Annotated in this window: 24 protein-coding genes and 1 riboswitch; of the genes, 11 read left to right on the top strand and 13 right to left on the bottom strand. The window is 39.5% G+C overall.

Going from position 1 to position 25,396, the window contains the following annotated elements:
- Positions 1-97: 97 nt before the first annotated feature.
- Positions 98-2,365 carry an aconitate hydratase gene (locus tag H561_RS0110585; RefSeq protein ID WP_027386976.1) on the top strand — a complete coding sequence of 756 codons (2,268 nt, stop codon included), beginning with the start codon at positions 98-100 and terminating at the stop codon, positions 2,363-2,365.
- Positions 2,366-2,416: 51 nt separating this feature from the next.
- Here H561_RS0110585 and H561_RS0110580 read toward each other — a convergent pair whose 3' ends face one another.
- Positions 2,417-3,103, bottom strand: a complete 687-nt coding sequence (locus H561_RS0110580; RefSeq protein WP_027386975.1) for a LytR/AlgR family response regulator transcription factor — start codon at positions 3,101-3,103, stop codon at positions 2,417-2,419.
- A complete protein-coding gene (locus tag H561_RS0110575; RefSeq protein WP_027386974.1) occupies positions 3,096-4,106 on the bottom strand; it encodes a sensor histidine kinase in 1,011 nt (336 codons plus the stop codon). Before H561_RS0110575 ends, H561_RS0110580 begins: the two co-directional genes overlap by 8 nt.
- 181 nt (positions 4,107-4,287) lie before the next feature.
- On the opposite strand from H561_RS0110575, the gene H561_RS0110570 reads away from it, so the two are divergent.
- Both H561_RS0110570 and H561_RS0110565 read left to right on the top strand, forming a co-directional pair.
- Positions 4,288-5,127: a DUF5694 domain-containing protein gene (locus H561_RS0110570; RefSeq protein WP_027386973.1), complete on the top strand. Its 840-nt coding sequence runs from the start codon at positions 4,288-4,290 to the stop codon at positions 5,125-5,127.
- Between the two features lie 67 nt (positions 5,128-5,194).
- Positions 5,195-7,429 (top strand): outer membrane beta-barrel family protein, encoded by a 2,235-nt coding sequence (locus tag H561_RS0110565; protein WP_027386972.1) that lies wholly within the window; start codon positions 5,195-5,197, stop codon positions 7,427-7,429.
- A gap of 47 nt (positions 7,430-7,476) precedes the next feature.
- Here H561_RS0110565 and H561_RS0110560 read toward each other — a convergent pair whose 3' ends face one another.
- From H561_RS0110560 to H561_RS0110510, 11 genes are all read right to left on the bottom strand, one after another.
- A complete protein-coding gene (locus tag H561_RS0110560) occupies positions 7,477-8,187 on the bottom strand; it encodes a HesA/MoeB/ThiF family protein (protein ID WP_027386971.1) in 711 nt (236 codons plus the stop codon).
- Between the two features lie 10 nt (positions 8,188-8,197).
- On the bottom strand, positions 8,198-9,316 hold the full coding sequence (gene thiH / locus H561_RS0110555) for a 2-iminoacetate synthase ThiH (protein ID WP_027386970.1): 1,119 nt from the start codon (positions 9,314-9,316) through the stop codon (positions 8,198-8,200).
- Between the two features lie 10 nt (positions 9,317-9,326).
- Entirely contained in the window at positions 9,327-10,103 is a 777-nt protein-coding gene (locus tag H561_RS0110550) for a thiazole synthase (RefSeq protein WP_027386969.1), read from the bottom strand.
- The gene (locus H561_RS0110545) at positions 10,100-10,714 is read right to left on the bottom strand and encodes a thiamine phosphate synthase (RefSeq protein ID WP_034761957.1); all 615 of its coding nucleotides are present in this window, start codon (positions 10,712-10,714) and stop codon (positions 10,100-10,102) included. Before H561_RS0110545 ends, H561_RS0110550 begins: the two co-directional genes overlap by 4 nt.
- Positions 10,715-10,774: 60 nt before the next feature.
- Positions 10,775-11,392, bottom strand: a complete 618-nt coding sequence (locus H561_RS22360; protein WP_051349356.1) for a thiamine phosphate synthase — start codon at positions 11,390-11,392, stop codon at positions 10,775-10,777.
- Positions 11,389-13,200 (bottom strand): phosphomethylpyrimidine synthase ThiC, encoded by a 1,812-nt coding sequence (gene thiC, locus H561_RS0110535; protein ID WP_027386967.1) that lies wholly within the window; start codon positions 13,198-13,200, stop codon positions 11,389-11,391. The genes H561_RS22360 and thiC overlap by 4 nt, the downstream gene beginning before the upstream one ends.
- A gap of 23 nt (positions 13,201-13,223) precedes the next feature.
- On the bottom strand, positions 13,224-13,496 hold the full coding sequence (thiS, locus tag H561_RS0110530) for a sulfur carrier protein ThiS (RefSeq protein WP_228372255.1): 273 nt from the start codon (positions 13,494-13,496) through the stop codon (positions 13,224-13,226).
- Positions 13,488-13,584, bottom strand: a riboswitch (TPP riboswitch). Its footprint overlaps the gene before it by 9 nt.
- A 179-nt stretch (positions 13,585-13,763) precedes the next feature.
- Entirely contained in the window at positions 13,764-14,441 is a 678-nt protein-coding gene (locus H561_RS0110525) for an RluA family pseudouridine synthase (protein ID WP_027386965.1), read from the bottom strand.
- Between the two features lie 3 nt (positions 14,442-14,444).
- Entirely contained in the window at positions 14,445-14,768 is a 324-nt protein-coding gene (locus tag H561_RS0110520) for a hypothetical protein (RefSeq protein ID WP_027386964.1), read from the bottom strand.
- A 3-nt stretch (positions 14,769-14,771) separates the two neighbouring features.
- Complete coding sequence (gene panB, locus H561_RS0110515; RefSeq protein ID WP_027386963.1) at positions 14,772-15,587, bottom strand: 3-methyl-2-oxobutanoate hydroxymethyltransferase; 816 nt, start codon at positions 15,585-15,587, stop codon at positions 14,772-14,774.
- A gap of 62 nt (positions 15,588-15,649) precedes the next feature.
- On the bottom strand, positions 15,650-16,363 hold the full coding sequence (locus H561_RS0110510; protein WP_027386962.1) for a Crp/Fnr family transcriptional regulator: 714 nt from the start codon (positions 16,361-16,363) through the stop codon (positions 15,650-15,652).
- Between the two features lie 89 nt (positions 16,364-16,452).
- On the opposite strand from H561_RS0110510, the gene H561_RS0110505 reads away from it, so the two are divergent.
- From H561_RS0110505 to H561_RS0110470, 8 genes are all read left to right on the top strand, one after another.
- The gene (locus tag H561_RS0110505; protein WP_027386961.1) at positions 16,453-18,831 is read left to right on the top strand and encodes a heavy metal translocating P-type ATPase; all 2,379 of its coding nucleotides are present in this window, start codon (positions 16,453-16,455) and stop codon (positions 18,829-18,831) included.
- A gap of 110 nt (positions 18,832-18,941) precedes the next feature.
- Positions 18,942-19,166, top strand: a complete 225-nt coding sequence (ccoS, locus tag H561_RS0110500; protein ID WP_027386960.1) for a cbb3-type cytochrome oxidase assembly protein CcoS — start codon at positions 18,942-18,944, stop codon at positions 19,164-19,166.
- 5 nt (positions 19,167-19,171) lie between these two features.
- Positions 19,172-21,430 (top strand): cytochrome-c oxidase, cbb3-type subunit I, encoded by a 2,259-nt coding sequence (gene ccoN / locus H561_RS0110495; protein ID WP_027386959.1) that lies wholly within the window; start codon positions 19,172-19,174, stop codon positions 21,428-21,430.
- Positions 21,431-21,448: 18 nt separating this feature from the next.
- On the top strand, positions 21,449-21,649 hold the full coding sequence (locus H561_RS0110490; protein ID WP_027386958.1) for a cbb3-type cytochrome oxidase subunit 3: 201 nt from the start codon (positions 21,449-21,451) through the stop codon (positions 21,647-21,649).
- Between the two features lie 9 nt (positions 21,650-21,658).
- Positions 21,659-22,540 (top strand): cbb3-type cytochrome c oxidase N-terminal domain-containing protein, encoded by an 882-nt coding sequence (locus H561_RS0110485; RefSeq protein WP_027386957.1) that lies wholly within the window; start codon positions 21,659-21,661, stop codon positions 22,538-22,540.
- Positions 22,541-22,635: 95 nt separating this feature from the next.
- Entirely contained in the window at positions 22,636-24,090 is a 1,455-nt protein-coding gene (ccoG, locus tag H561_RS0110480) for a cytochrome c oxidase accessory protein CcoG (RefSeq protein ID WP_034761954.1), read from the top strand.
- A 9-nt stretch (positions 24,091-24,099) separates the two neighbouring features.
- On the top strand, positions 24,100-24,552 hold the full coding sequence (locus H561_RS0110475; RefSeq protein WP_027386955.1) for a FixH family protein: 453 nt from the start codon (positions 24,100-24,102) through the stop codon (positions 24,550-24,552).
- Positions 24,543-25,310 carry a sulfite exporter TauE/SafE family protein gene (locus H561_RS0110470; RefSeq protein WP_027386954.1) on the top strand — a complete coding sequence of 256 codons (768 nt, stop codon included), beginning with the start codon at positions 24,543-24,545 and terminating at the stop codon, positions 25,308-25,310. Before H561_RS0110475 ends, H561_RS0110470 begins: the two co-directional genes overlap by 10 nt.
- Positions 25,311-25,396: the final 86 nt, after the last annotated feature.

Genomic DNA, 25,396 nt, shown 5'->3' with positions numbered 1-25,396 from the left:
TAAAGAATCTAAATAATTTAACTCATATAAAATATTAAAAATTCGTAAATTTGGGAACATTTTTAATTGTTTGATAACTTTAAAACGTTTTTGAGATATGACATTTGATATCGATATGATCAAAAAAGTGTACGAGCGTTACCCTGAAAGGATTGCAGCAGCAAGACAGATCGTGGGCAAACCTCTTACATTATCAGAAAAAATATTATACACTCACCTTTGGGAAGGAAATGCTACGAAAGCACATGAAAGAGGAAATTCTTATGTAGACTTCGCACCGGACAGAGTGGCCATGCAGGACGCCACTGCACAAATGGCACTCTTGCAGTTCATGCAGGCCGGGAAAGCTAAAGTAGCCGTTCCTTCAACAGCTCACGCAGATCACCTGATCCAGGCAAGAGTAGGTGCAGAATCAGATTTACAGGAAGGGATCAATAAAAACTCTGAGGTTTTCAATTTCCTCAGTTCCGTTTGTGATAAATACGGAATCGGCTTCTGGAAGCCGGGTGCCGGGATCATTCACCAGGTAGTATTGGAAAACTATGCTTTCCCTGGAGGGATGATGATCGGTACCGACTCTCACACGGTTAATGCAGGAGGTTTAGGGATGGTAGCGATTGGTGTAGGAGGTGCTGATGCAGTAGACGTGATGGCAGGAATGGCATGGGAGCTTAAAATGCCCAAGCTGATCGGTGTGAAATTAACCGGTAAAATGTCAGGATGGACTTCTGCAAAAGACGTTATCCTTAAAGTAGCAGGGATTCTTACCGTAAAAGGAGGAACCGGATGCATCGTAGAATATTTCGGAGAAGGGGCAGAATCCCTTTCCGCAACCGGTAAAGGAACCATCTGTAACATGGGTGCCGAGATCGGGGCTACGACTTCCACTTTCGGATATGATGATTCCATGAGAAGATACCTGGCGGCTACGGGAAGACAGGATGTAGTGGACGCAGCTGATAAAATCGCCGAACATTTAACAGGTGATGCTGAAGTATATGCTAATCCTGAACAATATTTCGACCAGTTAATCGAAATCAATCTTTCTGAACTGGCGCCTCACTTAAACGGACCTTTCACGCCGGATTTGGCAACGCCTGTTTCTGAATTCAGAGCTAAAGCGGAAGCTAACGGATGGCCGTTAGAAGTCGAATGGGCTTTGATCGGGTCTTGTACCAACTCTTCTTACGAAGATTTATCAAGAGCAGCTTCCATCGTAGAAGATGCCGTAGCAAAAGGAGTAAAACCTAAAGCGATCCTGGGGATTAATCCAGGTTCAGAACAGGTAAAATATACTGCTGAAAGAGACGGGTTCCTGGACTCTTTCAGAAAATTTGAAAACGCAAGAATCTTCACCAATGCCTGCGGACCTTGTATCGGGCAGTGGGACAGAGAAGGTTCTGAAAAAGGAGAGAAAAACTCAATCATCCACTCTTTCAACAGAAACTTTGCGAAAAGAGCAGACGGAAACCCGAATACCCACGCTTTTGTAGCGTCTCCGGAAATGGTAGCCGCTGTTGCCATCTCAGGAAGACTGGATTTCAATCCGATCACCGATACCTTAACAGCTGAAAACGGTGAACAGATCAGACTTGACGAGCCTAAAGGTTCAGAATTACCGGCCAGAGGATTTGCTGTTGAAGATGCGGGCTATCAGGCACCCTCTGCGGACGGCTCTGCAGTGGAGGTTAAAGTAAGCCCGACTTCAGACAGACTTCAGTTGTTGGAAGAATTCCCTGCATGGGACGGTAAAAACATTCAAGGGGCTAAGGTATTGATCAAAGCTTTCGGAAAATGTACAACCGACCACATTTCTATGGCAGGACCATGGTTGAAATACAGAGGTCACTTAGACAACATTTCAAACAACATGTTAATCGGAGCTGTAAATGCTTACAACATGGAAACCAACCACGTTAAAAATGAATTAACGGGTGAATATGGTGAGGTCCCTGCTGTACAGAGAGCATACAAAGCTGCAGGAATACCTACGATTGTTGTCGGAGACCAAAACTACGGTGAAGGTTCTTCAAGAGAGCACGCAGCTATGGAACCGAGACATCTTGGTGTAAAAGCCGTACTGGTAAAATCATTCGCAAGAATCCACGAAACCAACCTTAAAAAACAAGGGATGCTGGGATTGACATTTGCCAATGAAGCCGACTATGATAAAATCCAGGAAGATGACACAGTGAACTTCTTAGATTTGGATCAGTTCGCTCCGGGAAAACAACTTTCTTTAGAGTTTGTTCATGCAGACGGAACAAAAGATGTTATTACGGCAAATCACACCTATAATGATCAGCAGATTGACTGGTTTAAGGCAGGTTCCGCTCTTAACCTAATCAAGAGACAGGAAAATTAATTTCAGATTAATTATATCACGAAAAAGCAACTTCAATAGAAGTTGCTTTTTTTATTTGAATTTGCTTAAAAAATTTGTTCTGTAGCTGTCTCCTATCGGGATCTCATGATCGGACAGCAATAGTATCTTTTTCGCGGCAATGCTTTTAATATGATCTAAATTAATGATAAATGATTTATGAATACGGGCAAAGGATAATTCAGAAAGTTGCTGTTCAAGAGATTTTAAAGTATCTAAAACAATATACTCCTGATTGGCTGTTTTAATATTCACATAATCTTTGATGCTTTCAATATAAAGAATATCCTTAAAATTGATCCGGTGCTGCTGTCCTGAAGATTTCACGAAGAAATGAGATGCTGCTTTTTCTTCATTAAAAACAAAACGTTCCTGCGCTTTCAAAGCACTTCTGTAAAAACGTTCAAAAGAAACCGGCTTTAAAAGATAATCGACGATATTATGTTCGTAGCCTTCCAGAGCATATTCAGAGTAGGCTGTGGTTAAAATATATTTCAGATTATCTCCAACAATTTTCATAAAATTAATCCCGGTCAATTCCGGCATCTGAATATCGAGAAAAACCAGATCAGCTTCATTATTCTGAATAAAGTCTAAAGCTTCAATAGGATTTTCAGAAGAAAAAGCCAATTCAAAAAAAGGAATTTTCTGTACATAACTTTCCAAAAGCGAAACCGCTAAGGGTTCATCATCTACAACAATACATTTAATTTTATTCATTCCGCAAATCAATTTTTAAATCTACGATAAATTCTGTTTCAGATTCACTGATATTAAATTCATGTTTTTTCGGATATAGAATTTCCAGCCTTTTTTTCACGTTGCCGATTCCGATACCCGATCCAGAATCTTTCACCTTTTCTTTTTTAAAATTCAAAAGATAAAAATGAAGAATCCTATGTTCATCCGAAATCTCCAGTACAAATCCTTTGTCTCTGAAATCCCCGTGCTTGAAAGCATTTTCTACGAATGGCACTAAAATCATCGGAGAAATATCAAGTTTAGGATAATTAATATTTTTTTTGATAGTCAATAATTCAGGTTTTTTAATTCTTAATTTTTCCAAGGCGGTTAAACTGTCAATATATCCAATTTCTTTATCTAAAGTGATCGTATTTTCACCTAGATCTTTTGTACTGTATCTCAACAATTGGCTCAGTTCTCCAAGTGCGGGCAAAGCTTTTTCTGAATTTTGATACACCAGAGAATAGATATTATTTAAAGAATTAAAAATAAAATGCGGATTGATCTGGGTTTTTAAAGCCTGTAATTCCGCTGTTTTTCTGGCCTCGATTAATTCTGCTTTCTCTTTTTCAATATCAACAAAATATTTAAAAAACCAAAAGGTAGTACTGATAAAAATAGTAGTACTGCTGTAGAAAATATTATCGAAAAAGTAATATCCGAAATTGGTTCCTTCCTTATAATTTCTCAATCCTACCATAGCAGGCAATAAGATTTCTTCTACAGAATACCGGACAAATACAAAACACGAAACACTCAACAAAAATGCAATCACAGATTTATACCATCTTCCTGCATCAAAAAAATTAGGCGCTACCAGAAAATAGTTTATATAAAAGCAGATAAAACTTGTAAGAAGGAAAGTAATATTAAAAATAATTCTTTCCGTATGAAATATAAAATAGGGAATAAGAACCGAGCCTATGATATAAATACCCCAGAAGAAAATATGCAGATAAATCAGTTTGTTCGCTTTCATAAAGCAAAAATAGATTATCTGTTAAATTATGAACTCTAATTTCCGATGAACCACCCCTTTTCTCCGATGAATATCTTTTAACCCCTATAAATAGAGGACTCATCTAAACGCTATTTCATAGATTTTCACATAAATCTACCTTTGAATCATCAAAATAAAATAACTAACAAATAAAATAATTATGAAAACATTTATTTACAGCTTACTGGTATGCGTCTGCACTTTTGTTTCTGCACAGAAAAAGCCATCGGAGTATTTCAATAATCCTAAGACAAAAGTTCTCGTTGTCGGGTCATTCCATTTTGACTACCCTAATCTTGATGCTCATAAAACTGAAAAAGGGGATCAGGTTGATGTCCTGTCAACAAAAACGGCGAAGGAAGTGACAGAGCTTATTAACTATATCAAGAAATTTAAGCCAACAAAAATAGCCATTGAGGCATGGCCGGACTGGAATGCCAATCAGAAATTAAAAGAATACAAAGATGGGAAGCATCAGGACCAAAGGGACGAACGCTACCAGATTGCCATGCGAATCGCAAAAGAGCTTAATCTTAATGAATTATACAGCATTGATGCCAATTCTATTTTGGATGATCTTGGAGAAAAATTCGGGAAGACAGACTCAATGTATTTTAAAAATATGAGTGCGGACTATGATTTTTTAAGTGATGATCCAATTTCAAAGCAATACAATGCTTTTTTCAAAACTTCTGAACGCAAAAACTTCAAATCTATTTTAGAGCTTTTTAAATTTATGAACAGCAAAGAATACCATAAATATGAATATGGTGCTTATTTGAGCGGGGATTTTAAGCTGAGGGCACACGACGGGGCAGATATGCTTGCATTATACTGGTACGACAGAAATCTGAGAATGTTCCGTAATATCCAGAATATTCCTCGTAATACCGAAGACAGAATTCTTGTTATTGCAGGAAATGGCCATGCATCAGTGTTAAGACAGCTGTTCACTTCTTCCCCTGAATTTGATTATGTAGAATTCAACAGTCTTAGATAAAGAGAAAAAGCTTTTTTGTAACAAAATTTCGTTTTCTGCGTCTAACTGAATAGCAGTAAATAATATTATGAAGAAAATTATATTCTTTCTATTCGTATCAGGCTCAATATTTATCGATGCACAGGAGAAAACCAACAGCCAGGTAAAAGAAAAGGAGATCGAAGGAGTAGTAATCACTAAAACGAAAAAAGCCGTTGAACAGAAGGCCGACCGTACCATCTTCGATTTTTCGGAACAGCCTCAGCTGAATAACGGAAATGTTCTGGAAGGAATTAAAAAACTTCCGGGATTGGTTTCCACTGATATTGCAGGCATGATGTATCAGGGAAAAGTTCTCGATGTTTATCTGAACGGACGGCCTTTAAATATTACGTCAAACGAGCTGAATTCTTTTTTGGAAGGCATGCCTGCCAATTCGGTTGACAGAATCGAAGTTATCACCCAGCCCGGCGCGGAATTTCCCGCCACTTCCGGGGGCGCGATTATGAATATTATTACGAATAAAAATGCCAATAAATATTTAACGGCAACCTATTCCGGAAACTATTCTTTTACAAATTATAATAAATTCAGAAGCCGGACAAGCAATTCCATGAATTTAAATGCCAGAAATAAATATTTCGGATGGCAGCTGAATTTCGGGCAGAATTACCGTGAAAGTATGATGGATACCAATCAGAACAATTTATTATTAAGCAACACTGATAGGGTTGGCCGTGGATATTTTGCAAAATCAGGCCTGACCTTTGATCTGGGACAGGACAGATTATTATTGAATTACGATATGTATTATAATAATAATGACAATTATACTTTAAGTAACGGTGAGGGAATTGAAACGATTAAAATCCCTAATACAAATCCACAAAAATATCAATATAGAGATTTTATTTTTGATGCTTCTGATGCTGCTCATACTAATAATATAAGACAGGAAGCAGTGGTTACTTACCAAAAACGTTTCTCAGACAAAGCTCAAAAACTGGATTTCCAGTTTGGATTTACAAAATCTGACAGCAAATTTGATCAGGACAATATTTTCAGAACGGGAAAATATACTGATAATAATCAGCCAATTTCAATTATTGGAGGAAATGTTCTCAACAACAAATCGGATATGAAAATTGCCAACTTTAAAGTCGATTATTCCCAGCCTTTAAAAATACTGGACGGCGGAAAAGTGAGTGTAGGGGGTTTGTATGAAAATCAGAACTTTGATACGGAAAGCAGAGGTCTGGTCAATCTTGACTATAAAAGACAGACGACCTCAACCTATCTGGAATTCCAGGCTAAGCTTAAAAAGTTTGATTTTATTTTGGGAACCCGTGCAGAAAATTATGATATTTCAGGGGTTACCAGAGTTCTTGACAGTACGAAAACTGTTGTTCAGAAGGATTTGATTCCTTTTAATAAATTTAAATTATTCCCGAATGCAAGCGTTCAGTATAATCTGATGAATCAAGTGTACATTGCTGCGAACTACAATAAAAAGATAAGTTTACCGAGTATTTCAGCCTTAAACCCGAACAACACGACGTTTCAGGGCCCCAATACCCAGGTGACCGGAAACCCGAATCTGCAGCCAACGATTTTTGATAATTATGAATTGAAAATTTCAGCATTTGACTATGCATTTATCGGATACAATGTGAGCTCTGCAAAGAATCAGGTGGCACAGATCATCAGAAAAGACGGAAAAAACCTTTACAATGAGCAGGTAAATATTTCCAATATGAAGATTCATAATTTTAATCTTGGGCTGCCGGTTCCGTTTATGATTTTCAGCAAACCGCTGAGCGAAATCATGAAGTTTGACTTTAATCCTGATAAAATTAATTTCATGTATCTGTACGCCGGCTATCAGAAACACGATATTGAAAATCTGAACAATAAAGGCTTCTGGATCTTCAATGTCATGGCTCAGGTAATTCTGCCCAAAGACATTAAACTGACAGCGAATTACAGCTACTTAACGCCAAAAGCCGGATATTTCTACTTTACAGCAGAAAAACCGTTTAACAATAATGTCGATATTACATTAACAAAAAAATTCATGGACAACCGCCTGACCGTTTCTGTCTTTGCCAATGATATTTTCAACGGACAGGTCATGCAGGTACGTTCGAACCCGCCGGGAGGAGGCGAAAGTGTCATTCTGAGAAATAAATATGACAGCCGGAATTTCGGACTTTCTCTTAATTACAAAATTCCGACAAGAAACAAGCTGGCCAAAGAAGACCCTAATATTCTGAACAGCATCAAAAAAGAAGATACCGGTGGCGTAATGCAACAGGTACAATAAACAGAAGGCAGTGAAATTTCACTGCCTTTTTATTTTTTAAATTAATTTCAGAAATCAATTGTCTGAAACCGCCAGTTCAAAGTATCGATCAATGTGATTTGATTTAATGGCAAAGGTAAACCGGTTATTATTTTTAAAGCCAAATTGGCCATCATGCTCCCCACAATTCCCGGTAAGGCACCTAAAACACCCAGGCTGTCACAATCAGGAAGGTTTTCTTCAAAAGGCGGTTCCGGAAATAGGTCTCTCAGGTTTTTGCTCCCATTACAGTTAAAAATAGCCACCTGCCCAGAAAAGCCTAAGATACTTCCATAGACCAAAGGCTTGCCCAGCTTCACACAGGTATCATTAATCAGATATCTCGTTGAAAAATTATCAGAACCATCGATGATGATATCAAACAGGGAAAGAATTTCTTCGGCATTTTCAGTGGTAATTTTTTTTTCGATTCCAATGAAATGAACCTGATGATTAAGGTTTTTTACAAACTGTTCAGCACTTTTTACTTTAGCAATACCAACTGAATTTTCATTGTGGATGATCTGCCGGTTTAAATTATGCAACTCTACCTCATCAAAATCCGCTACGCCCAAAGTCCCTGTTCCCGCCGCTGCCAGATATTGAATGACCGGACTTCCCAATCCCCCGGCTCCAATGACCAAAACTTTGGATTCCATGATCTTCCGCTGGCCTTCCAAACCGATTTCCTCAACGAAAATCTGGCGGCTGTATCGTGCAAAGATGTCTTCTTTTTTCATTCATCGCCATTTAAATTCCGCTGTATACCGCATCCCAGTCTTTCATCACAGGATCATAACCTGCTTTCCGGATTACATTTTTAATCTCCTCCATGCTCCTTTCATCACTGATTTCAAACTGTTCCAAAGATTCCTTATCAACCGCATATCCTCCCGGATTTGTTTTAGAAGCAGCACTCATCGCCGTTGCCCCTAATGAAATAATATTATTTCTGAATTTTTCGCTCTCTCTTGTGGAAATTGATATTTCCAGATCTTCGTTCCAAATTCGGTAAGCGCAAATTAATTGCAGTAAATCTTGATCACACATTACAAAATTCGGTTCGATAATTCCTTCCGCGGGTCTTAATCTCGGAAATGAAACTGAAAATTTACTTTTCCAATAGTGTTTCTGAAGATAATCAATGTGAAGCGCATTGAAAAAACTGTCAACCCGCCAATCTTCCAGACCAAGCAAAACCCCCAAACCAATCTTATGAATCTCTGCCTTTCCAACTCTGTCAGGCGTTTCCAGACGAAAATTAAAATTTGACTTCTTTCCCTTTGGATGATATTCTTTATACACTTCCTGATGATACGTTTCCTGATACACCAAAACGGTATTCACACCTGCATTATGAAGCTGCCGATATTCTTCTTCCGACAAAGGCTGAACTTCAATGGAAATGTTGGCGAAATGCGGCTTCAATAAACGGACGACATTCAGAAAATAATCAATTCCAACCGTTTTATTCGCTTCCCCGCTTACCAGCAAAACATGATTCACTCCCATTGATTTTAAAACGGTGGCTTCGATCATCAATTCTGTATCGGAAAGCGTCTTTCTTTTAATGGAATTATCCAAACTGAAACCGCAGTAGGTACAGATATTCTGGCATTCGTTACTCAGATACAGCGGTGCATACAGCTGTATTGTTTTCCCGAAACGTTTTTGAGTGGCCTGCTGTGCCATTTTCGCCATGACTTCCAATTTCTGGGCAGCAACTGGTGAGATAAAATTCAGAAAATCTTCTATCGTCTTATTTTTTTTCTGAAGGCTGTTTTCTACATCAGATAATGTTACTTTTTCAAGTTTATATTGTATTTCATCCCATTGGTATTTTTCAAAAAAATCTTTAAAATCCTTCATACCGTTAAGTTTAATCAAACAGAAAAGAAGTCAGCGGACTTGATGCTTCTGCATGCTGTGCAATGGCTCCCAAACCGGATTCAAAGGCTCTCCTTCCGGCAATAACCCCTTCTTTAAAAGCCAGCGCCATCAATACAGGATTTCTTGCCACCGCGATTGCCGTATTTACCAAAACCGCGTCAGCACCCATCTCCATGGCTTTTGAAGCGTCAGAAGGTGCCCCGATACCCGCATCCACTACCACGGGAACATTACTCTGGCTGATAATGATTTCTAAAAAGTCCAAAGTTCTCAAGCCTTTATTGGTTCCAATCGGTGCGCCCAGCGGCATAACAACTGCCGTTCCGGCATCTTCCAGACGTTTACACAGTACCGGATCGGCATGAATATACGGCATCACAATAAATCCCAGTTTGGCCAGTTCTTCCGTCGCATATAATGTTTCAATAGGATCGGGTAATAAATATTTGGGGTCCGGATGGATTTCCAGCTTTACCCAGTTGGTTTCCAAAGCTTCTCTTGCCAACTGTGCTGCCAAAACTGCCTCCTTCGCTGTTCTTGCTCCTGAAGTATTGGGTAAAAGATAAGTTTTTGCCGGTTTTAAGGCACTCAGCAAATCATCATCCGAAGATCGGGAATCAATGCGTTTTAATGCCATGGTCACCATTTCGCTTCCTGAAGCGATGATGGAATCGGTCATTTCCGAAAGGTTCCCGAATTTCCCTGTTCCTAAGAACAATCTCGATTCAAATATTCTGTCTGCGATGGTTAATGTCTGATTATTCATTGTACTGCTGTTTTAAATTTTTTAATGACAGAAGGCTGCCTGGTAATCTGCCCCGAAACGGCAACGCCGTATATCCCGATCTGCTGCAGGAGTTCCACGTCCTCCAGGACTATCCCGCCGATGGCAAATATTTTAGGGATTTCCAATGATCCCGACTGTAATTCTTCAATAATTTTCTGATAGCCTTTAAATCCTAAAACCGGACTCAGCTGTTCTTTGGTTGAAGTAAACCTCAACGGCCCCAAACCGATATAATCACACGGTTCATTCATTCTCTGACAAACATCAGACATGGTATTTGCCGTTCCTCCAATGATTTTATTTTCGCCTAAAATATGTCTTGCAATCTCTGTGGAAGTATCTTTTAATCCTAAATGAACACCGTCTGCATCAACATCTTTTGTTGCCTGAACATGATCGTTGATTATACAAACCGCTTCATACGCCGAACAAAGCTTTTTTGAAACTTCACAGAGCCGGATGAATTCACTTTCAGGCGCATTTTTCCAGCGTACCTGTACCCATTGTATACCGTGATCAAGAGCTTTCTGAATGTTGAGCTCCTGTTCTTCCCTTGTCAGGCCTTGTGATATATACTGTATTTTTTCCATGATTGATTTTGAATGAACTCCTGTAAAGTAGAGCTGATGACTAAAATTCTGATTTATATCTTATCCCTTGCGGAAGGAAGTTGATAAGTTTTCCTTTTGCCGGACCGCCTGCCTGCATTGCCTGAAACCATTTAAAGGATTATCAATTTCCCAGATGGCTCCCAGCAAAGCCACTCCGTCTGCTCCACTTTCAAAAACTTCATGAATATGATATTCATTAATTCCTCCCAAAGCAACCAGTTTCACGTCAGCATTACTGCGTTTTCGGATATCATTTAAAATCGTTGCGTTTTTGCCATATCCCTTTTTAGAAATACTTGGAAAAACAGGACTGACCAATGAATATTCCCAATTTTTATCCAGTTCATTAAAACTTTCAATATCGTGGACAGACGTTGACATGATTTTATCTGGAAAAGAAGTATGCAAATGATGATTTCTGTCCGTTTCACTAAAATGAAGCCTTGAAATCTCAAATTGTTCCACCAGTTCATAATGGCTGCACAAAGCCAACTGATGGTGGAATTCTGAATTTATATTCCAGATAAAATCCTTCATTTCATCCAGGGACATGAAAGGTTTTCTAATATGAAGTAATTCGAGCCCTTCCTGAAACAATTCATTAATGATTGCCGTTTCCTTCTTTACATTCTTTTCAGGAGTGATAATGATGATCATATATAAATTTCCTTGCCTTTTTCAATGAATTCCTGCGATTTGTCGAACATTCCTTTTTCTGCGGATTCCCTGATTTCCTGTGTGATCTTCATAGAGCAGAATTTAGGTCCGCACATTGAGCAGAAATGCGCAATCTTCGCTCCGTCTGCCGGAAGTGTTTCATCATGGTAAGACCTTGCGGTTTCTGGATCCAGAGAAAGATTGAATTGGTCTTCCCATCTGAATTCAAATCTGGCTTTACTTAAAGCATTGTCCCTGTATTGAGCACCGGGGTGGCCTTTCGCCAAATCTGCCGCATGGGCAGCCAATTTATAGGTAATAACCCCAACTTTCACATCCTCTTTATTTGGAAGCCCCAAATGTTCTTTCGGGGTTACGTAACAAAGCATCGCGCAACCGAACCAGCCGATCATCGCGGCACCAATTCCTGATGTGATATGATCGTAACCCGGCGCAATATCCGTTGTCAATGGACCCAATGTATAAAAAGGTGCTTCGGCACATACTTCCAGCTGCCTGTCCATATTTTCTTTAATCATATGCATCGGAACGTGCCCCGGACCTTCAATCATTACCTGAACATTATGCTTCCATGCAATTTTTGTAAGTTCCCCCAATGTTTCCAATTCTGCAAACTGCGCTTCATCATTGGCATCGGCAATTGAGCCCGGGCGAAGACCGTCTCCCAAAGAAAAAGCAACATCATATTTTTTCATGATTTCACAGATTTCTTCGAAATGGGTGTACAGAAAGTTTTCTTTATGATGAAACAGACACCATTTTGCCATGATAGAACCGCCTCTCGAAACAATTCCGGTCACCCGCTTTGCCGTCAGATGAATGTATCTCAGTAAAACTCCGGCATGAATGGTGAAATAAGAAACTCCCTGTTCGGCCTGTTCGATCAACGTATCTCTAAAAATTTCCCAGGTCAGATCTTCTGCAACACCTTTTACTTTTTCCAGTGCCTGGTAGATCGGAACGGTGCCGATAGGAACCGGACTGTTTCTGATGATCCATTCTCTGGTCTCGTGGATATTTTTTCCGGTTGACAGATCCATGATCGTATCAGCTCCCCATCTGCAGGCCCAGACGGCTTTTTCAACCTCTTCCTCAATACTTGATGAAACGGCACTGTTCCCGATATTGGCATTAATTTTAACTAAAAAATTTCGCCCGATAATCATCGGTTCACTTTCCGGGTGATTGATGTTGTTAGGAATAATTGCTCTTCCGGCGGCAATTTCGTCTCTTACAAACTCAGGCGTAATTTTATTTTTCGGCGTTCTTGCTCCAAAACTGTTTCCCGGATGCTGGAAAGCCATGTCTTTTGAAACAGAATCCAGTTGCTCAATCCGCTGGTTTTCCCTAATGGCAATGTATTCCATTTCAGGAGTGATGATGCCCTGTTTTGCATAATACAGCTGGGTCACTTCTTTTCCGTCTTTGGCAACTTTTGGTTTGTGGTTGTAAGAGAAACGCAGATCATCCAGTCTGGAATCAGCAAGACGTGCTTTTCCGTATTCTGAAGTGATTCCGTCTAGAACTTCCACATCCTGCCTGTCCAGAATCCATGGTTCCCTGATTCTCGGGAGGCCATTTTCAATATTGATTTCTGAACTTTCATCGGTGTAAGGTCCGGATGTGTCATAAATGGTGACCGGCGCATTTTCTTCAGTTTTTCCGTTGGTCAGTTTTGTCGGACTTAAATGTATTTCGCGCATTGCTACCTGAATGGGATGAATTTTCCCTTCAACATAGATTTTCTTTGAGTTCGGAAACGGCGAACGTGTGATGTTATGAGACATAAAGTGATGTATTTTTATAAGAATTAGCCTCCTTGGGTGGCCGTGATAATTAGAATTGAATCTTTATCGTTGAGAATGGTTTCCGCCCAGAACGGCTGCGGAATGATACGGTTGTTGAGTGCTATGGCAATACCCTTTTTCTTTCCGGGTAATTCCATAGCAATAAGTGCTTCCAGATTTTCGGGAAGTGTATCAAAAGTTTTTTGAGTGTGGTTGATCGTGAGCTCCATTCCTAAATTTTTCCAATACTTTAGGAATGCCCGCCATTGTACAATAGAATGTACAGCAAAAGTCATTTCACTTTTCCCTACGCTGGTATAATCCAGATCAGGTTCAAAGGGTAAAATCTCAGTCTGCTCATCACAGACACCCCTAAAGTCCGGACGAAGTTAGTTATTTTTTTGGAACAGGCAAAATTTTTCAGACAGAACCGGAAGCCGGGTAAATGAGGCTGGAAGTTTTGAACCGTGAATGAACACTGCCTGAGATTAATAAATGAGCTGCATAAAAAAATGGAAGCCGAATATCATTCCGGCTTTCATTTTATAACTTATTTCTGTAAATTATTCTTCACAGGCTCTCCAGATCACATCATTCTGCGGAACGGGAGCTTTAATTTCTATATTTTCCTTGGTAACAGGATGGATAAACTCCAGTTTCCTGGCGTGAAGATTAATTCCGCCGTCCGGATTGGAACGGGGTGCACCGTATTTTAGATCTCCTTTAATCGGAATTCCTGTTTTTGACAACTGGGCTCTGATCTGATGATGCCTGCCGGTTTCCAGATCGATTTCCAGCAATAGATAATTGTCCAAGCTTTTAATGACATGATACGTAAGAACAGCCTCTTTTGCGCCATCCGTTACTTTTGTAAAAATAATAGCCTTATTGTTTTTTTCATTTTTCTGCAGATAATGAACCAGCCTTTGGCTTTGGGGAATCATTTCCTTAGCCACGACTGCCCAATAAGTTTTTTTGATCTCCCGGTTTTTCACCATCTGCGTCAGACGCGACAGTGCTTTGGATGTCTTGGCATAAATCACTAAACCGGAAGTCGGCCTGTCAATACGGTGAACCAGGCCCAGAAATACATTTCCGGGCTTCTCATCTCTTTTTTTTATAAAATTCTTAATGGTATCCAGTAAAGATTCATCGCCGGTTTTGTCGCCCTGCACAAGCTGCCCGACTCTTTTATTGATCACCAGAAGGTGATTATCTTCATATACAATCTGTTCCTCCATACACTACTGACGATAACCGGGCCTGTTGGTGAATGATATAATAATCCCTGCGAGAAGACCCACTGTTTTTATTCCTGAAATTTTCCATTCTGCAGGAAAAAATGCGCCAATGATGCATAATCCCGCCGCACCGTACATGGCATACATCAAGTTTTTATTGGTCAGGAAAGGAGCCTGTAAAAGAAAGCTGATTCCAATTAAGACATAGAATACTTTCCGGGAAAGCAGATTATTGATTTCCGGGGAAAAAAGGTTAAACCATCCTGCCGCAAGACAAAGTAAGGCAACAACGGATAAAATCCCCTGGATAGACTGTTGGTTTTTCATAGATTAATAACTTTCTTTTTCATTCGGGAAACTCACATCCTTCACATCTTTCACATATTGAGCAACCGCCCCTGTGATTTCCGTATAAAGATCAAGATACCTTCTGAGGAATTTCGGACTGAAGCCCTGATTCATGCCTACCATGTCATGATATACCAGAACCTGGCCGTCACAATCAGCACCTGCTCCGATTCCGATGGTAGGTATGGTAATAGTTTCGGTTACTTTCTTTGCTAAATCAGCCGGGATTTTTTCTAGAACTACGGCAAAGCATCCCAGTTCTTCCAGAAGCTGTGCATCAGCAATCAGCTTTTCAGCTTCCGCTTCTTCTTTAGCCCTTACTTTATAGGTCCCGAATTTATAGATCGATTGAGGGGTTAATCCTAAATGTCCCATCACCGGAATTCCGGCATTGATGATTTTTTTAATGGATTTCGAAATCTCTTTTCCTCCTTCGATTTTTACCGCATGTGCTCCTCCTTCTTTCATCATCCGTACTGCAGATTCCAATGCTTTTTCAGGATTGCTCTGGTAGGTCCCGAAAGGCAGATCCGCTACGATTAGTGCCCGTTCTGTTCCGCGGACAACACTTTGTGCGTGGTAGATCATCTGATCCAGGGTGATAGGCAGTGTAGTTTCAAAACCTGCCATGACATTAGCCGCGGAATCACCGATTAGAACAGCATCTATTCCTCCTGCATCCACCATTTTGGCCGTGGTATAATCATAAGCCGTAAGCATGGTTATTTTATCCTTGTCGAATTTCATTTTACGCAAGGTTTCAGTGGTAACTTTTTTAATTTCAGAATGAACAGACATAAGTATCTATTTTAAAAGTTAAAAAGTCGGCGCTGAGCCGACTTAAAGTTTGTGTATGATTTTTATAAAACTACGTGACCCAGTTTCATTAATTTGTCGTGGTTGAGAATTTTAATATTTCTTCCGTCTACTTCAATAAGCTGGTCTCCTTTAAATTCGGAAATCAGGCGAATGGCACTTTCTGTAGCCGTTCCGATAATATTGGCAATTTCTTCCCTTGTTAAAGAAATTTTAATAAACCCTTCAGGATCAACACCTAATTTCTGCTCTAACAGCAATAAAATTTCCGCTAACCTTTCTCTTACCGTTTTCTGCGCAAGAAAAGTAATGGTGTTGGATGATTCTCCTAATTCGTAAGATATTTTCTGAAGCATTACAAAAGAAAGCTGCGGATCTACTTCCAGCAGGTACATAAACACGTCAGCAGGTAAAAATGTAGCTTCAATATCCGTCATGGCTTCTGCTTTTGCCTGAAAGTTTTCCCCGCAAAGCAAAGAACGGTAGCCAATGATATCGCCTTCCTTGATAAATCTTAAAATCTGATCTTTACCAAAAGCTCCTGACTTTGATAATTTAGCCGCTCCCTTTTCTAAAAAGTATACGCCTTTCGGGATTTCCCCGTCTTCAAAAATGGTATCGTGTTTCTGAAAACTCAGTCTTTTTTTAGCATTTATATATCTCTCAAAATCAGCATTGGAAAGTCTTTCCTTAAATGATTTATCATTAAAAACTCTGGCGAACCTATCTTCGATGGCAATCTGTTGTCCCTGCGACATTTTACATGATATTTATCACAAAAATAGAACTTTTTAACTCGATAAACAAAAAAAATTGTTATAATTTTGTGGTTCAATAATTTATGAATGTGAGCGAAAACTGTTTTCATTGTGGTCAAGATATCGAAAAGGAAAGGATTTTATTTGATGAAAAAATTTTTTGCTGCAACGGTTGCAAATCGGTCTATGAGATCCTGAATACCAATAATTTAGCTAACTTTTACGAACTCAACAAAAGGGCAGGAATTCGTCCCGGCGATGCCAACTCTACCCAGTATGATTTTCTGGATACGCCGGAAATTTTTGAAAAGGTCACGGATTTCTCAGAAGGCACTACCAGTTTAGTTACATTCAGGATCCCTGTAATCCACTGTTCTTCATGCATCTGGCTACTGGAAAGCCTTCATACCATCAACAAAAACATCAAATATTCTCAGGTTAATTTCACCAGAAAAACCTTACAGATTTCATTCAACCATAATGATTTAAAATTAAGCGAATTAGCTAATTTTTTAACCAATTTGGGATACAAGCCTGTCATCAGCCTTGAAACAGCCGATAAAAATGTAGAGCATCTTGACAAATCCCTGCTTATAAAGTTTGTTATTGCGGCTTTTGCTTTCGGCAACGGAATGTTCCTTGCTTTCCCTGAATATATCGGCGGCGAGGATTACTGGATGGATCACTACAAAGGGCTTTTCAGGGCTTTGATGTGCATGCTGGCCATTCCTGTTGTGGTGTACTCCGCTTCAGATTATTATAAATCTGCATGGTACGGCTTGAAAAACAAAATCGTCAACATTGACGTCCCTATCGTACTGGGAATTATTGTTCTTTTCGGGCGGAGCCTGTATGAAGTAGCTACTGATTACGGCCCGGGCTATTTTGATACTTTATGCGGGTTACTGTTTTTTATGCTGTTAGGGAAAATTTTTCAGAAGAGAACATACAACGCCCTATCATACGACAGGGATTATAAATCCTTCTACCCGATTGCAGTAACCAAGGTTGATTTTAACGGAAAGCAGGACAACATCCTGTTGTCGGAAATTAAAATCGGAGACCGGATCCTGGTCAGAAATCAGGAAATCATTCCCGTTGATGCTATTTTAATCAACGGCGAGGGGAATATTGACAACGGCTTCATTACAGGTGAAAGTGCCACCATCGGCAAACAGCCTGGAGATAAAATTTTCGCCGGAGGTAAGCAAATCGGTTCTTCGCTGGAGCTGGAAGTGATTAAAAACGTAGACCAAAGTTACCTGACCCAGCTTTGGAACAAAGAAGCTTTTAAAAAGCATGAAACCGGACTGGATACACTGACGAATAATGTAAGTAAATATTTCACATTTATTATTTTAGGAATTGCTTTAATCTCAGGAATCTACTGGTATTTTATTGATCTGAATAAGATGTTCCAGGTGGTATCCGCCATCCTGATCATCGCCTGCCCGTGTGCACTTGCGCTATCAGCCCCGTTCACTTTCGGACATATCATGAGGATTCTGGGACGGAATAAATTCTACGTGAAAGACACAATTACCATTGAAAAAATTGCTAAACTTGACACGATTGTCTTTGATAAGACGGGTACTATTACCCACAGAAAAAAATCGAATATAAAATATGACGGTTCTGGGATCAAAGAATTTGATTTACTGAACATCAAGACTTTATTAAAAAATTCAAACCATCCGCTTTCCAAATCGCTGTATGAATTTCTTGACGTGACGGATGAATATTTTCCTGTTGGAAATTTTAAGGAGATTTCAGGAAAAGGCTATGAAGCAGAAATAAGAGGAAACACCTATAAAATCGGTTCTGCGGCTTACAACAACCAAAAATCAAAGAATCTTGAAACGGCAGTCTACATCAGCAGAAACGATGAGTTCTTAGGCAAATTTATTTTCAAGAACGAATACCGTGAAAACCTCAAAAATTTATTTAAGAAGCTGGGAAGCTATCAGGTTTTCATCCTGAGCGGAGACAATTCGTCCGAAGAAAACCAATTAAAGCAGCTGATTCCGAATTATAAAGCAATGGCTTTCAACCAAAGCCCTGAAGACAAACTGAATTATATCCAGAACCTCCAGAGCCAGAATATGAAAGTTGCCATGATCGGAGACGGACTCAATGATGCCGGAGCTTTAAAACAAAGCAATGTAGGGATTGCTGTTGCAGACGATACCAATAGTTTTACCCCTTCCTCTGATGTCATCATGAACGGCGAAAAAGTGGTAACCCTGGACCGCTACCTGAATGTATGCAAGGGCTCAATCAAAATTGTGAAAATGACATTTATAATCAGTTTTCTTTACAATATTGTCGGTTTGAGCTATGCAGTAACAGGCCATATGCATCCGCTTTTCGCAGCATTGATTATGCCGGCAAGTTCCATTACCGTTGTTTCTTTTACTACTTTCTCCACCTGGATCCTAGGAAGAAAATATTTTAAAAACCAGGCCTAAAACCCGCTTATTTAGACTGATTTTAAATTAGCTGAAAACCGTATTTCGTGATGAAAGTCATTATTTTTCCTTAAATTTGAGACCCGAAAATAGGTTAATTTTGTTGTCTAATGGATATTCTTTATTTAATGATCCTTTGCAGTGTTTCTTTAGCTGCAGTGTTCTTGGTGGTATTTATCATATACGCCAGGAAAGGACAGTTTGAAGATGATGAATCTCCTGCTGTAAGAATCCTCTTTGACTCCGGTGAAATCAAGGAAAAAGACGAAACTGATAACAACAAAACCAAGGATGAAATAGGAGAAAATAATAAAATTGAAGAAAAAAGTGAATAGTTGATATGGAAACACAGAAGTTTAGTTATGACAACAGTATTGTCCGGGCATTCCTTTATGCGACCGTAGTTTTCGGGATCATAGGGTTTTTGTTTGGGCTTACAGCTGCATTAATGCTTTTCTACCCTGAACTCCCGGAATTTTTGTTCGGAACGGATGACACCACCATTAACAGTATGGGTGGCAGTATTCAGGGATTAATAAACACACATGGTGCATTTGGATTCGGAAGAATCAGAATGCTGCATACGACCACTGTTATTTTTGCATTCGTAATGAACGTTGTATATGTCGGAGTATATTACTCTTTACAGCGGTTATTAAAAACGAGAATGTACAGTGATACCTTGTCATGGATCCATTTCTGGACCTGGCAGATCATGATCATCGTGACGTACATTACGTTCTTTATGGGAATCAATACTTCCAAAGAATATGCAGAGCACGAATGGCCGATTGATATTTTAATTACATTCTCATGGGTAATTTTCGGAGCGAATATGTTCCTGACGATTGCAAAGAGAAGAGTAAGACACTTATACGTAGCGATATGGTTCTACATCGGAACCTGGATTGCAGTAGCGATGCTTCACATCTTTAACAATCTCGAAGTTCCTTTATCTTTCACAGGCTGGAAATCTTATTCAGCATATGCAGGGGTAAAAGATGCGATTGTACAGTGGTGGTACGGTCACAATGCAGTAGCATTTGTACTGACGACTCCGGTTTTAGGTTTGATGTATTACTTCCTGCCGAAAGCGGCAGACCGTCCGGTATTCTCCTATAAGCTGTCTATTATTCACTTCTGGTCATTAATTTTCGTATACATCTGGGCGGGTCCTCACCACCTTCAGTATACGGCTTTACCGGCCTGGGCTCAGGCGGTAGGGACAGGGTTCTCCATCATGCTTATCGCTCCGTCATGGGGAGGTATGCTGAACGGTCTTCTTACTTTAAGAGGAGCATGGGACAAGGTAAGGGAAAACCCGATCCTGAAGTTCTTTGTAGTCGCTGTTACCTGCTATGGAATGGCGACATTTGAAGGTCCTCTATTGGCCACTAAAAATATTAATAAAATCGGTCACTTTACAGACTGGGTAATCGGACACGTACATTTAGGTGCACTGGGGTGGAATGGTTTCATGGCATTCGGTGTTATTTACTATCTGATCCCGATCTTATGGAGAACAAAATTATATTCGGTAAAACTGGCTAACTGGCATTTCTGGCTGGGAACGTTAGGAATTATCTTCTATGCAGTTCCGATGTATATCTCAGGATTTACGCAGGGATTAATGTGGAAGCAGTTCAACCCGGACGGAACATTGGTTTGGAAAAACTGGCTTGATACGGTTACGGCAATTATCCCTTATTTTAAAATGAGATTCTTCGGAGGTTTTCTATATCTTTCAGGAGGGATTTTAATGGTGGTTAACCTGATTGCTACGGTAAGAAAAGGATCATTCCAGAAAGATGTACCTGCGGAAGCGCCTGCATTGGCAAACATCAGCGGGAAGCGTAAAGAAGGAGAAGGTACCCACCTTTGGCTGGAAAGAACTCCAGTACTGTTAGGCATTCTTTCTTTATTTGCAATTTCAATCGGTAGTATGGTAGAAATTATCCCTACTCTATCCCTTAAGAAAAGTGTACCGACAATTTCTGCAGTAAAACCCTATTCTCCACTTGAACTGGAAGGCAGAGACCTTTATATTAGAGAAGGATGTAATGCCTGCCACTCACAGATGGTAAGACCGTTCAGAGATGAGATCGTAAGGTTTAACGGTAAGAACGGACAATACTCTAAAGCCGGGGAATTTATATATGACAGACCGTTCCTTTGGGGATCTAAAAGAACAGGACCTGATTTACACAGAGAGGGAGGTAAAAACCCAAGCTCTTGGCATTATAAGCATATGTACAACCCAAGATCTACTTCTGCAGGTTCTATCATGCCTCGTTACCCTTGGCTGATTGCCACCAACTTAGACCGGTCTAAAATGGTAGATAAAATGAAGCTGATGAAGAGTGCATTTGATGTGCCTTATACAAAAGCTGAAATCGATTCCGCTAATTCATGGGCAGATAACCAGGCAACGAAAATCGTAAGAGATATCTTCTCTGAAGCGGCAGACCTGAAAGATGCTTATGCAAAAAGGCCGAAAGGAGAACTGGAGAAGAAAGAAATCATAGCCCTGATTTCTTATCTGCAAAGATTAGGAACAGATATTAAGACAACTGAAATAAAAACAGCAAGTAATAACTAATATTAAAAGGATCACATCATGATACCGCAGAACTTTAAAGACATATTATCCAATACAGATAACGCTGGTTTTTACCAGACCTTGGCTCTGATTTTCTTTATGCTTTTCTTTGTCGCTTTGGTGATATATGTTTTCAGCAAGCCTAAAAAATACTACAAAGAAGAAGAAGAGGCACCTCTGCAGGACGATGAAGGTGATGATTTTAATCTAAAAAATTAACTTTTTATTATGAAACAAAGAACACCGGTTGTTGTCAACATTTTAATAATAATTGGACTTTTAATAGTTTTTTATTATCTGTTTGTACAAAGTTATGAGTTCCTGCGCTCACCTTATTTCTGGGGGACTGTAGTGATTGCTGGTATTTTAGCCTATATCCACAGTGCCATCGGAGACCTTATTGAAAATAATAAATTCAAAAGATTATCTCCTGAAGAAAAGGCATCGTATTTAGCAGAGAAAAAAGTGCCTTATCTGGTAAGGTTATACAGTGCAGCATTTAAAAAGCAGTCAGCAGACGAAGAAAAAGATATTCTTATTGATCATGGTTTCGACGGAATTATGGAACTGGACAACCAGTTGCCGAAATGGTGGTTAGGGTTGTTTTATTTTGGGACTGTTTTTTGTATAGTATATGTTGCCGCTTATTCCTTTACAGATTTTGCCCACCCGTTAAACGAATATGAGCAGGAATATAAGGAGCAGATTGCAGCGATTGATTTATATAATAAGACGCAGCCGCCTGTAACGATTGAGACCGCTAAATATTCTGCTGACAATATTGCAGAAGGTAAAGAATTATTTAAAACAAACTGTTCATCTTGTCACAAAGAAGACGGTAGTGGCGGTATAGGACCCAACCTTACGGATAACTACTGGATCAATCAGCCTGAGAAGACTTTATTTAAAACAGTTTTCCATATGGACTGGAATGGTTCTCCTACGAATCCTGCCATGAGAGCGTTTGGTAAAAACGGAGAAGTTTCAGGAGCTGAAATTGAAAAGATTGCAGCCTATGTGTACCATATCAACCAGGAATTACCTCCTGTAGGAAAGGATAAAGGTGGTGCCGCTCCTCAGGGAACCGAGGCGCATTGGGAAAAAGAATAATTTTAATTAAAATTAAACATATGAAAAAACATAATTTGTTATTAGATTAAAAATAGTAACGAATTATGTTTTTTCTTTTTTAAATACTTACAAACATGTCAGACCTAGAAGAAATAGAAGTACGCGGCGGACAGGGACAGGTTTTGGACCCTGAGACTTACAGAGATTCTATAGGAACTATGGATCAGTCCGGTAAAAGAAAATGGGTATATCCCAGAAAACCGAGAGGCCGATACACCAACTACAGATACCTGGTAAGCTGGATATTATTAATCATCTATTTTACGTTGCCTTTTATCAAGATTAATGGTAACCCACTCATTTTATTTAATGTAATTGATAGAGAGTTTTTCATTTTCGGACAACCTTTCTATCCTCAGGATTTTTTCATTCTTACACTGGGAGCCATCGCTTCTTTAATTTTCATTATTGTATTTACTATAGCTTTCGGCAGAATTTTCTGCGGGTGGATTTGCCCTCAGACAATTTTCCTTGAAATGATTTTCCGTAAAATAGAATATGCGATTGAAGGAGACAGGAATACGCAGATGAAGCTTGACAGACAGGAATGGAACAGCGAAAAAATCTGGAAACGAGGCTTGAAATGGACAATATACGTAATCATTTCATTAATTATTACCCACTTTATGCTGATGTATATCGTCGGTTATAAAGAGATCTTGAAAATTATATCGGAAGGGCCTTTTGCACACCCGACTAATTTTATCGTAATGGTTCTGTTTACCTCGGCCTTTTATTTTGTATTTGCATGGTTCAGAGAGCAGGTATGTACGCTAGTATGCCCTTACGGAAGATTACAGGGGGTCTTAATAGATAAGGATACAATCAATGTATTCTATGATTTTAACAGAGGAGAAAATAGGGCCAAATGGAGAAAAGGAGAAGACCGGAAAGCAGCCGGAAAAGGAGATTGTATAGACTGCCATCAGTGTGTGGTTGTCTGTCCTACAGGAATTGACATTAGAGACGGCCAGCAGCTGGAATGTGTCAACTGTACGGCATGTATCGATGCCTGTGATGAAGTTATGGAAAAAGTCGGCCTTCCGAAAGGACTGATCCGGTATGCCTCCGAAAATGAAATCGAAAAACAGACCGAGTTCAAGTTTACCGGAAGAATGAAAGGCTTTGCAGTAATTCTTGCGCTGCTGGTAGGATTTTTAGGCTATCTTCTTTATAACCGTGGTGAAATGGAAGCTAAGTTCATTAAACCTGCAGGAAGCACATTCTTTGTCAGAGACGGAAATATTACCAATACTTATAATTATACGTTCCTGAACAAAACCAATGATAAAAAGATCGTTACCGTTAAAGTCATAGAACCTAAACACGGAGAGGTCATTTACAGCGGATCAAGCAAAATTACGGTAGACAGGGATAAAATAACCAAAGGCACCATCAATATCAGCTTCCCGGAAAGCGAGATGAATCTTTCCAAGCAGAACATCACCATCGGTGTGTATGATATGAAAGGAAAATTGGTAGATTCTTACCAGACCTATTTTGAGGGGCCATTTAAATTACAATTTTAATTTTTAAAGATGAAGAACTTTAATTGGGGACACGGTATGGTAATCGCATTACTGGCGTTCATCATTTTTATACTGTCCATGCTGTTTCTTTTTCCTAACGGGCAGAAGAATTCGGAAATGGTAACAGACAATTACTATGAAGAAGAACTGAAATACCAAGATGTCATTGATGCTAAGGAAAGAGGAGATCAGTTACAGGAAAAACCGGTATACAGTCAGGATAAAAACGGGATCAGGATCACATTCCCGAAAGATTATAATAACTCGAATGCAACAGTAAAATTTGTATTGAACAGAACCGACGACCAGAATCTTGATATCTATAAATCTGTACAGCTTGATGCAAATAAATCATTTTTAATTCCGGCACAGGTCCTGACAGTAGGAAATTACACTTTAAGATTAAGCTGGGCAAAAGATAAAAAAGACTACCGACTGGATTATGATGTCATATGGAAATAGCACTTGTCATATCGGCCATTGCATTGGGCTTTGCTTCCGGATTTCACTGTATCGGCATGTGCGGACCGATTGCCTTATCAATGGGGCTGACTAAAAAGCAGGCTACGAACTTTTATCTCCAAAATCTTACTTACCAGTTCGGAAGAATATTTACATATTCTCTTTTGGGAGCTGTGCTGGGAATTATAGGCGAAGGTTTTGAAATGGCCGGCTTTCAGAAATACCTTACCATTGCTGTTGGTATTTTATTGATAGTGATGGCCGTATTTTCTTTCGGAGGTAAAGATTTTGCTTCAAAAATTCCCTTCTTTTCTAAATTTTTATTTAAAGTGAAATCAAATTTAGGGAGACTGCTTCAAAAGGCGGATTACCGTTCAAGATTTACCACCGGATTACTAAATGGGTTCTTACCTTGCGGAATGGTTTATATGGCTTTAACAGCCAGCCTGGCAAGCGGAGGGATATGGCAGGGAGCCTCATATATGGCTTTATTCGGCTTAGGCACCCTTCCCTTCATGTTTACCGTAGTTTTAGTCGGAAATTTAATGAATCAGGCCTTCAGGGTGAAAGTTTTAAAGGCAGTCCCTGTCGTGATGATTATCTTGGGAAGCTTATTTATTGTAAGAGGCCTTGAATTAGGCATTCCTTATATTTCTCCAAGGGCGGAAGCGATGACCATCTCAAAAGACAATCAGGGCGACTGTCATTTACCGGGAGATCACAGCACACATGATCATAATAAGGCTAATTGCCATTAATATAAAGATGTATATACAAAACGGATCAGTTATTAATCTGATCCGTTTTGTATTTTGCATAATTACTTCTTTAGAGAAGGGTATTT

This window comes from Chryseobacterium gregarium DSM 19109 (assembly GCF_000430845.1).
In the GTDB taxonomy this organism is placed as follows: Bacteria; Bacteroidota; Bacteroidia; order Flavobacteriales; family Weeksellaceae; genus Chryseobacterium; species Chryseobacterium gregarium.
Note: the sequence above shows the minus strand (reverse complement) of the source record. Positions and strands in the feature narration are given on the sequence as shown.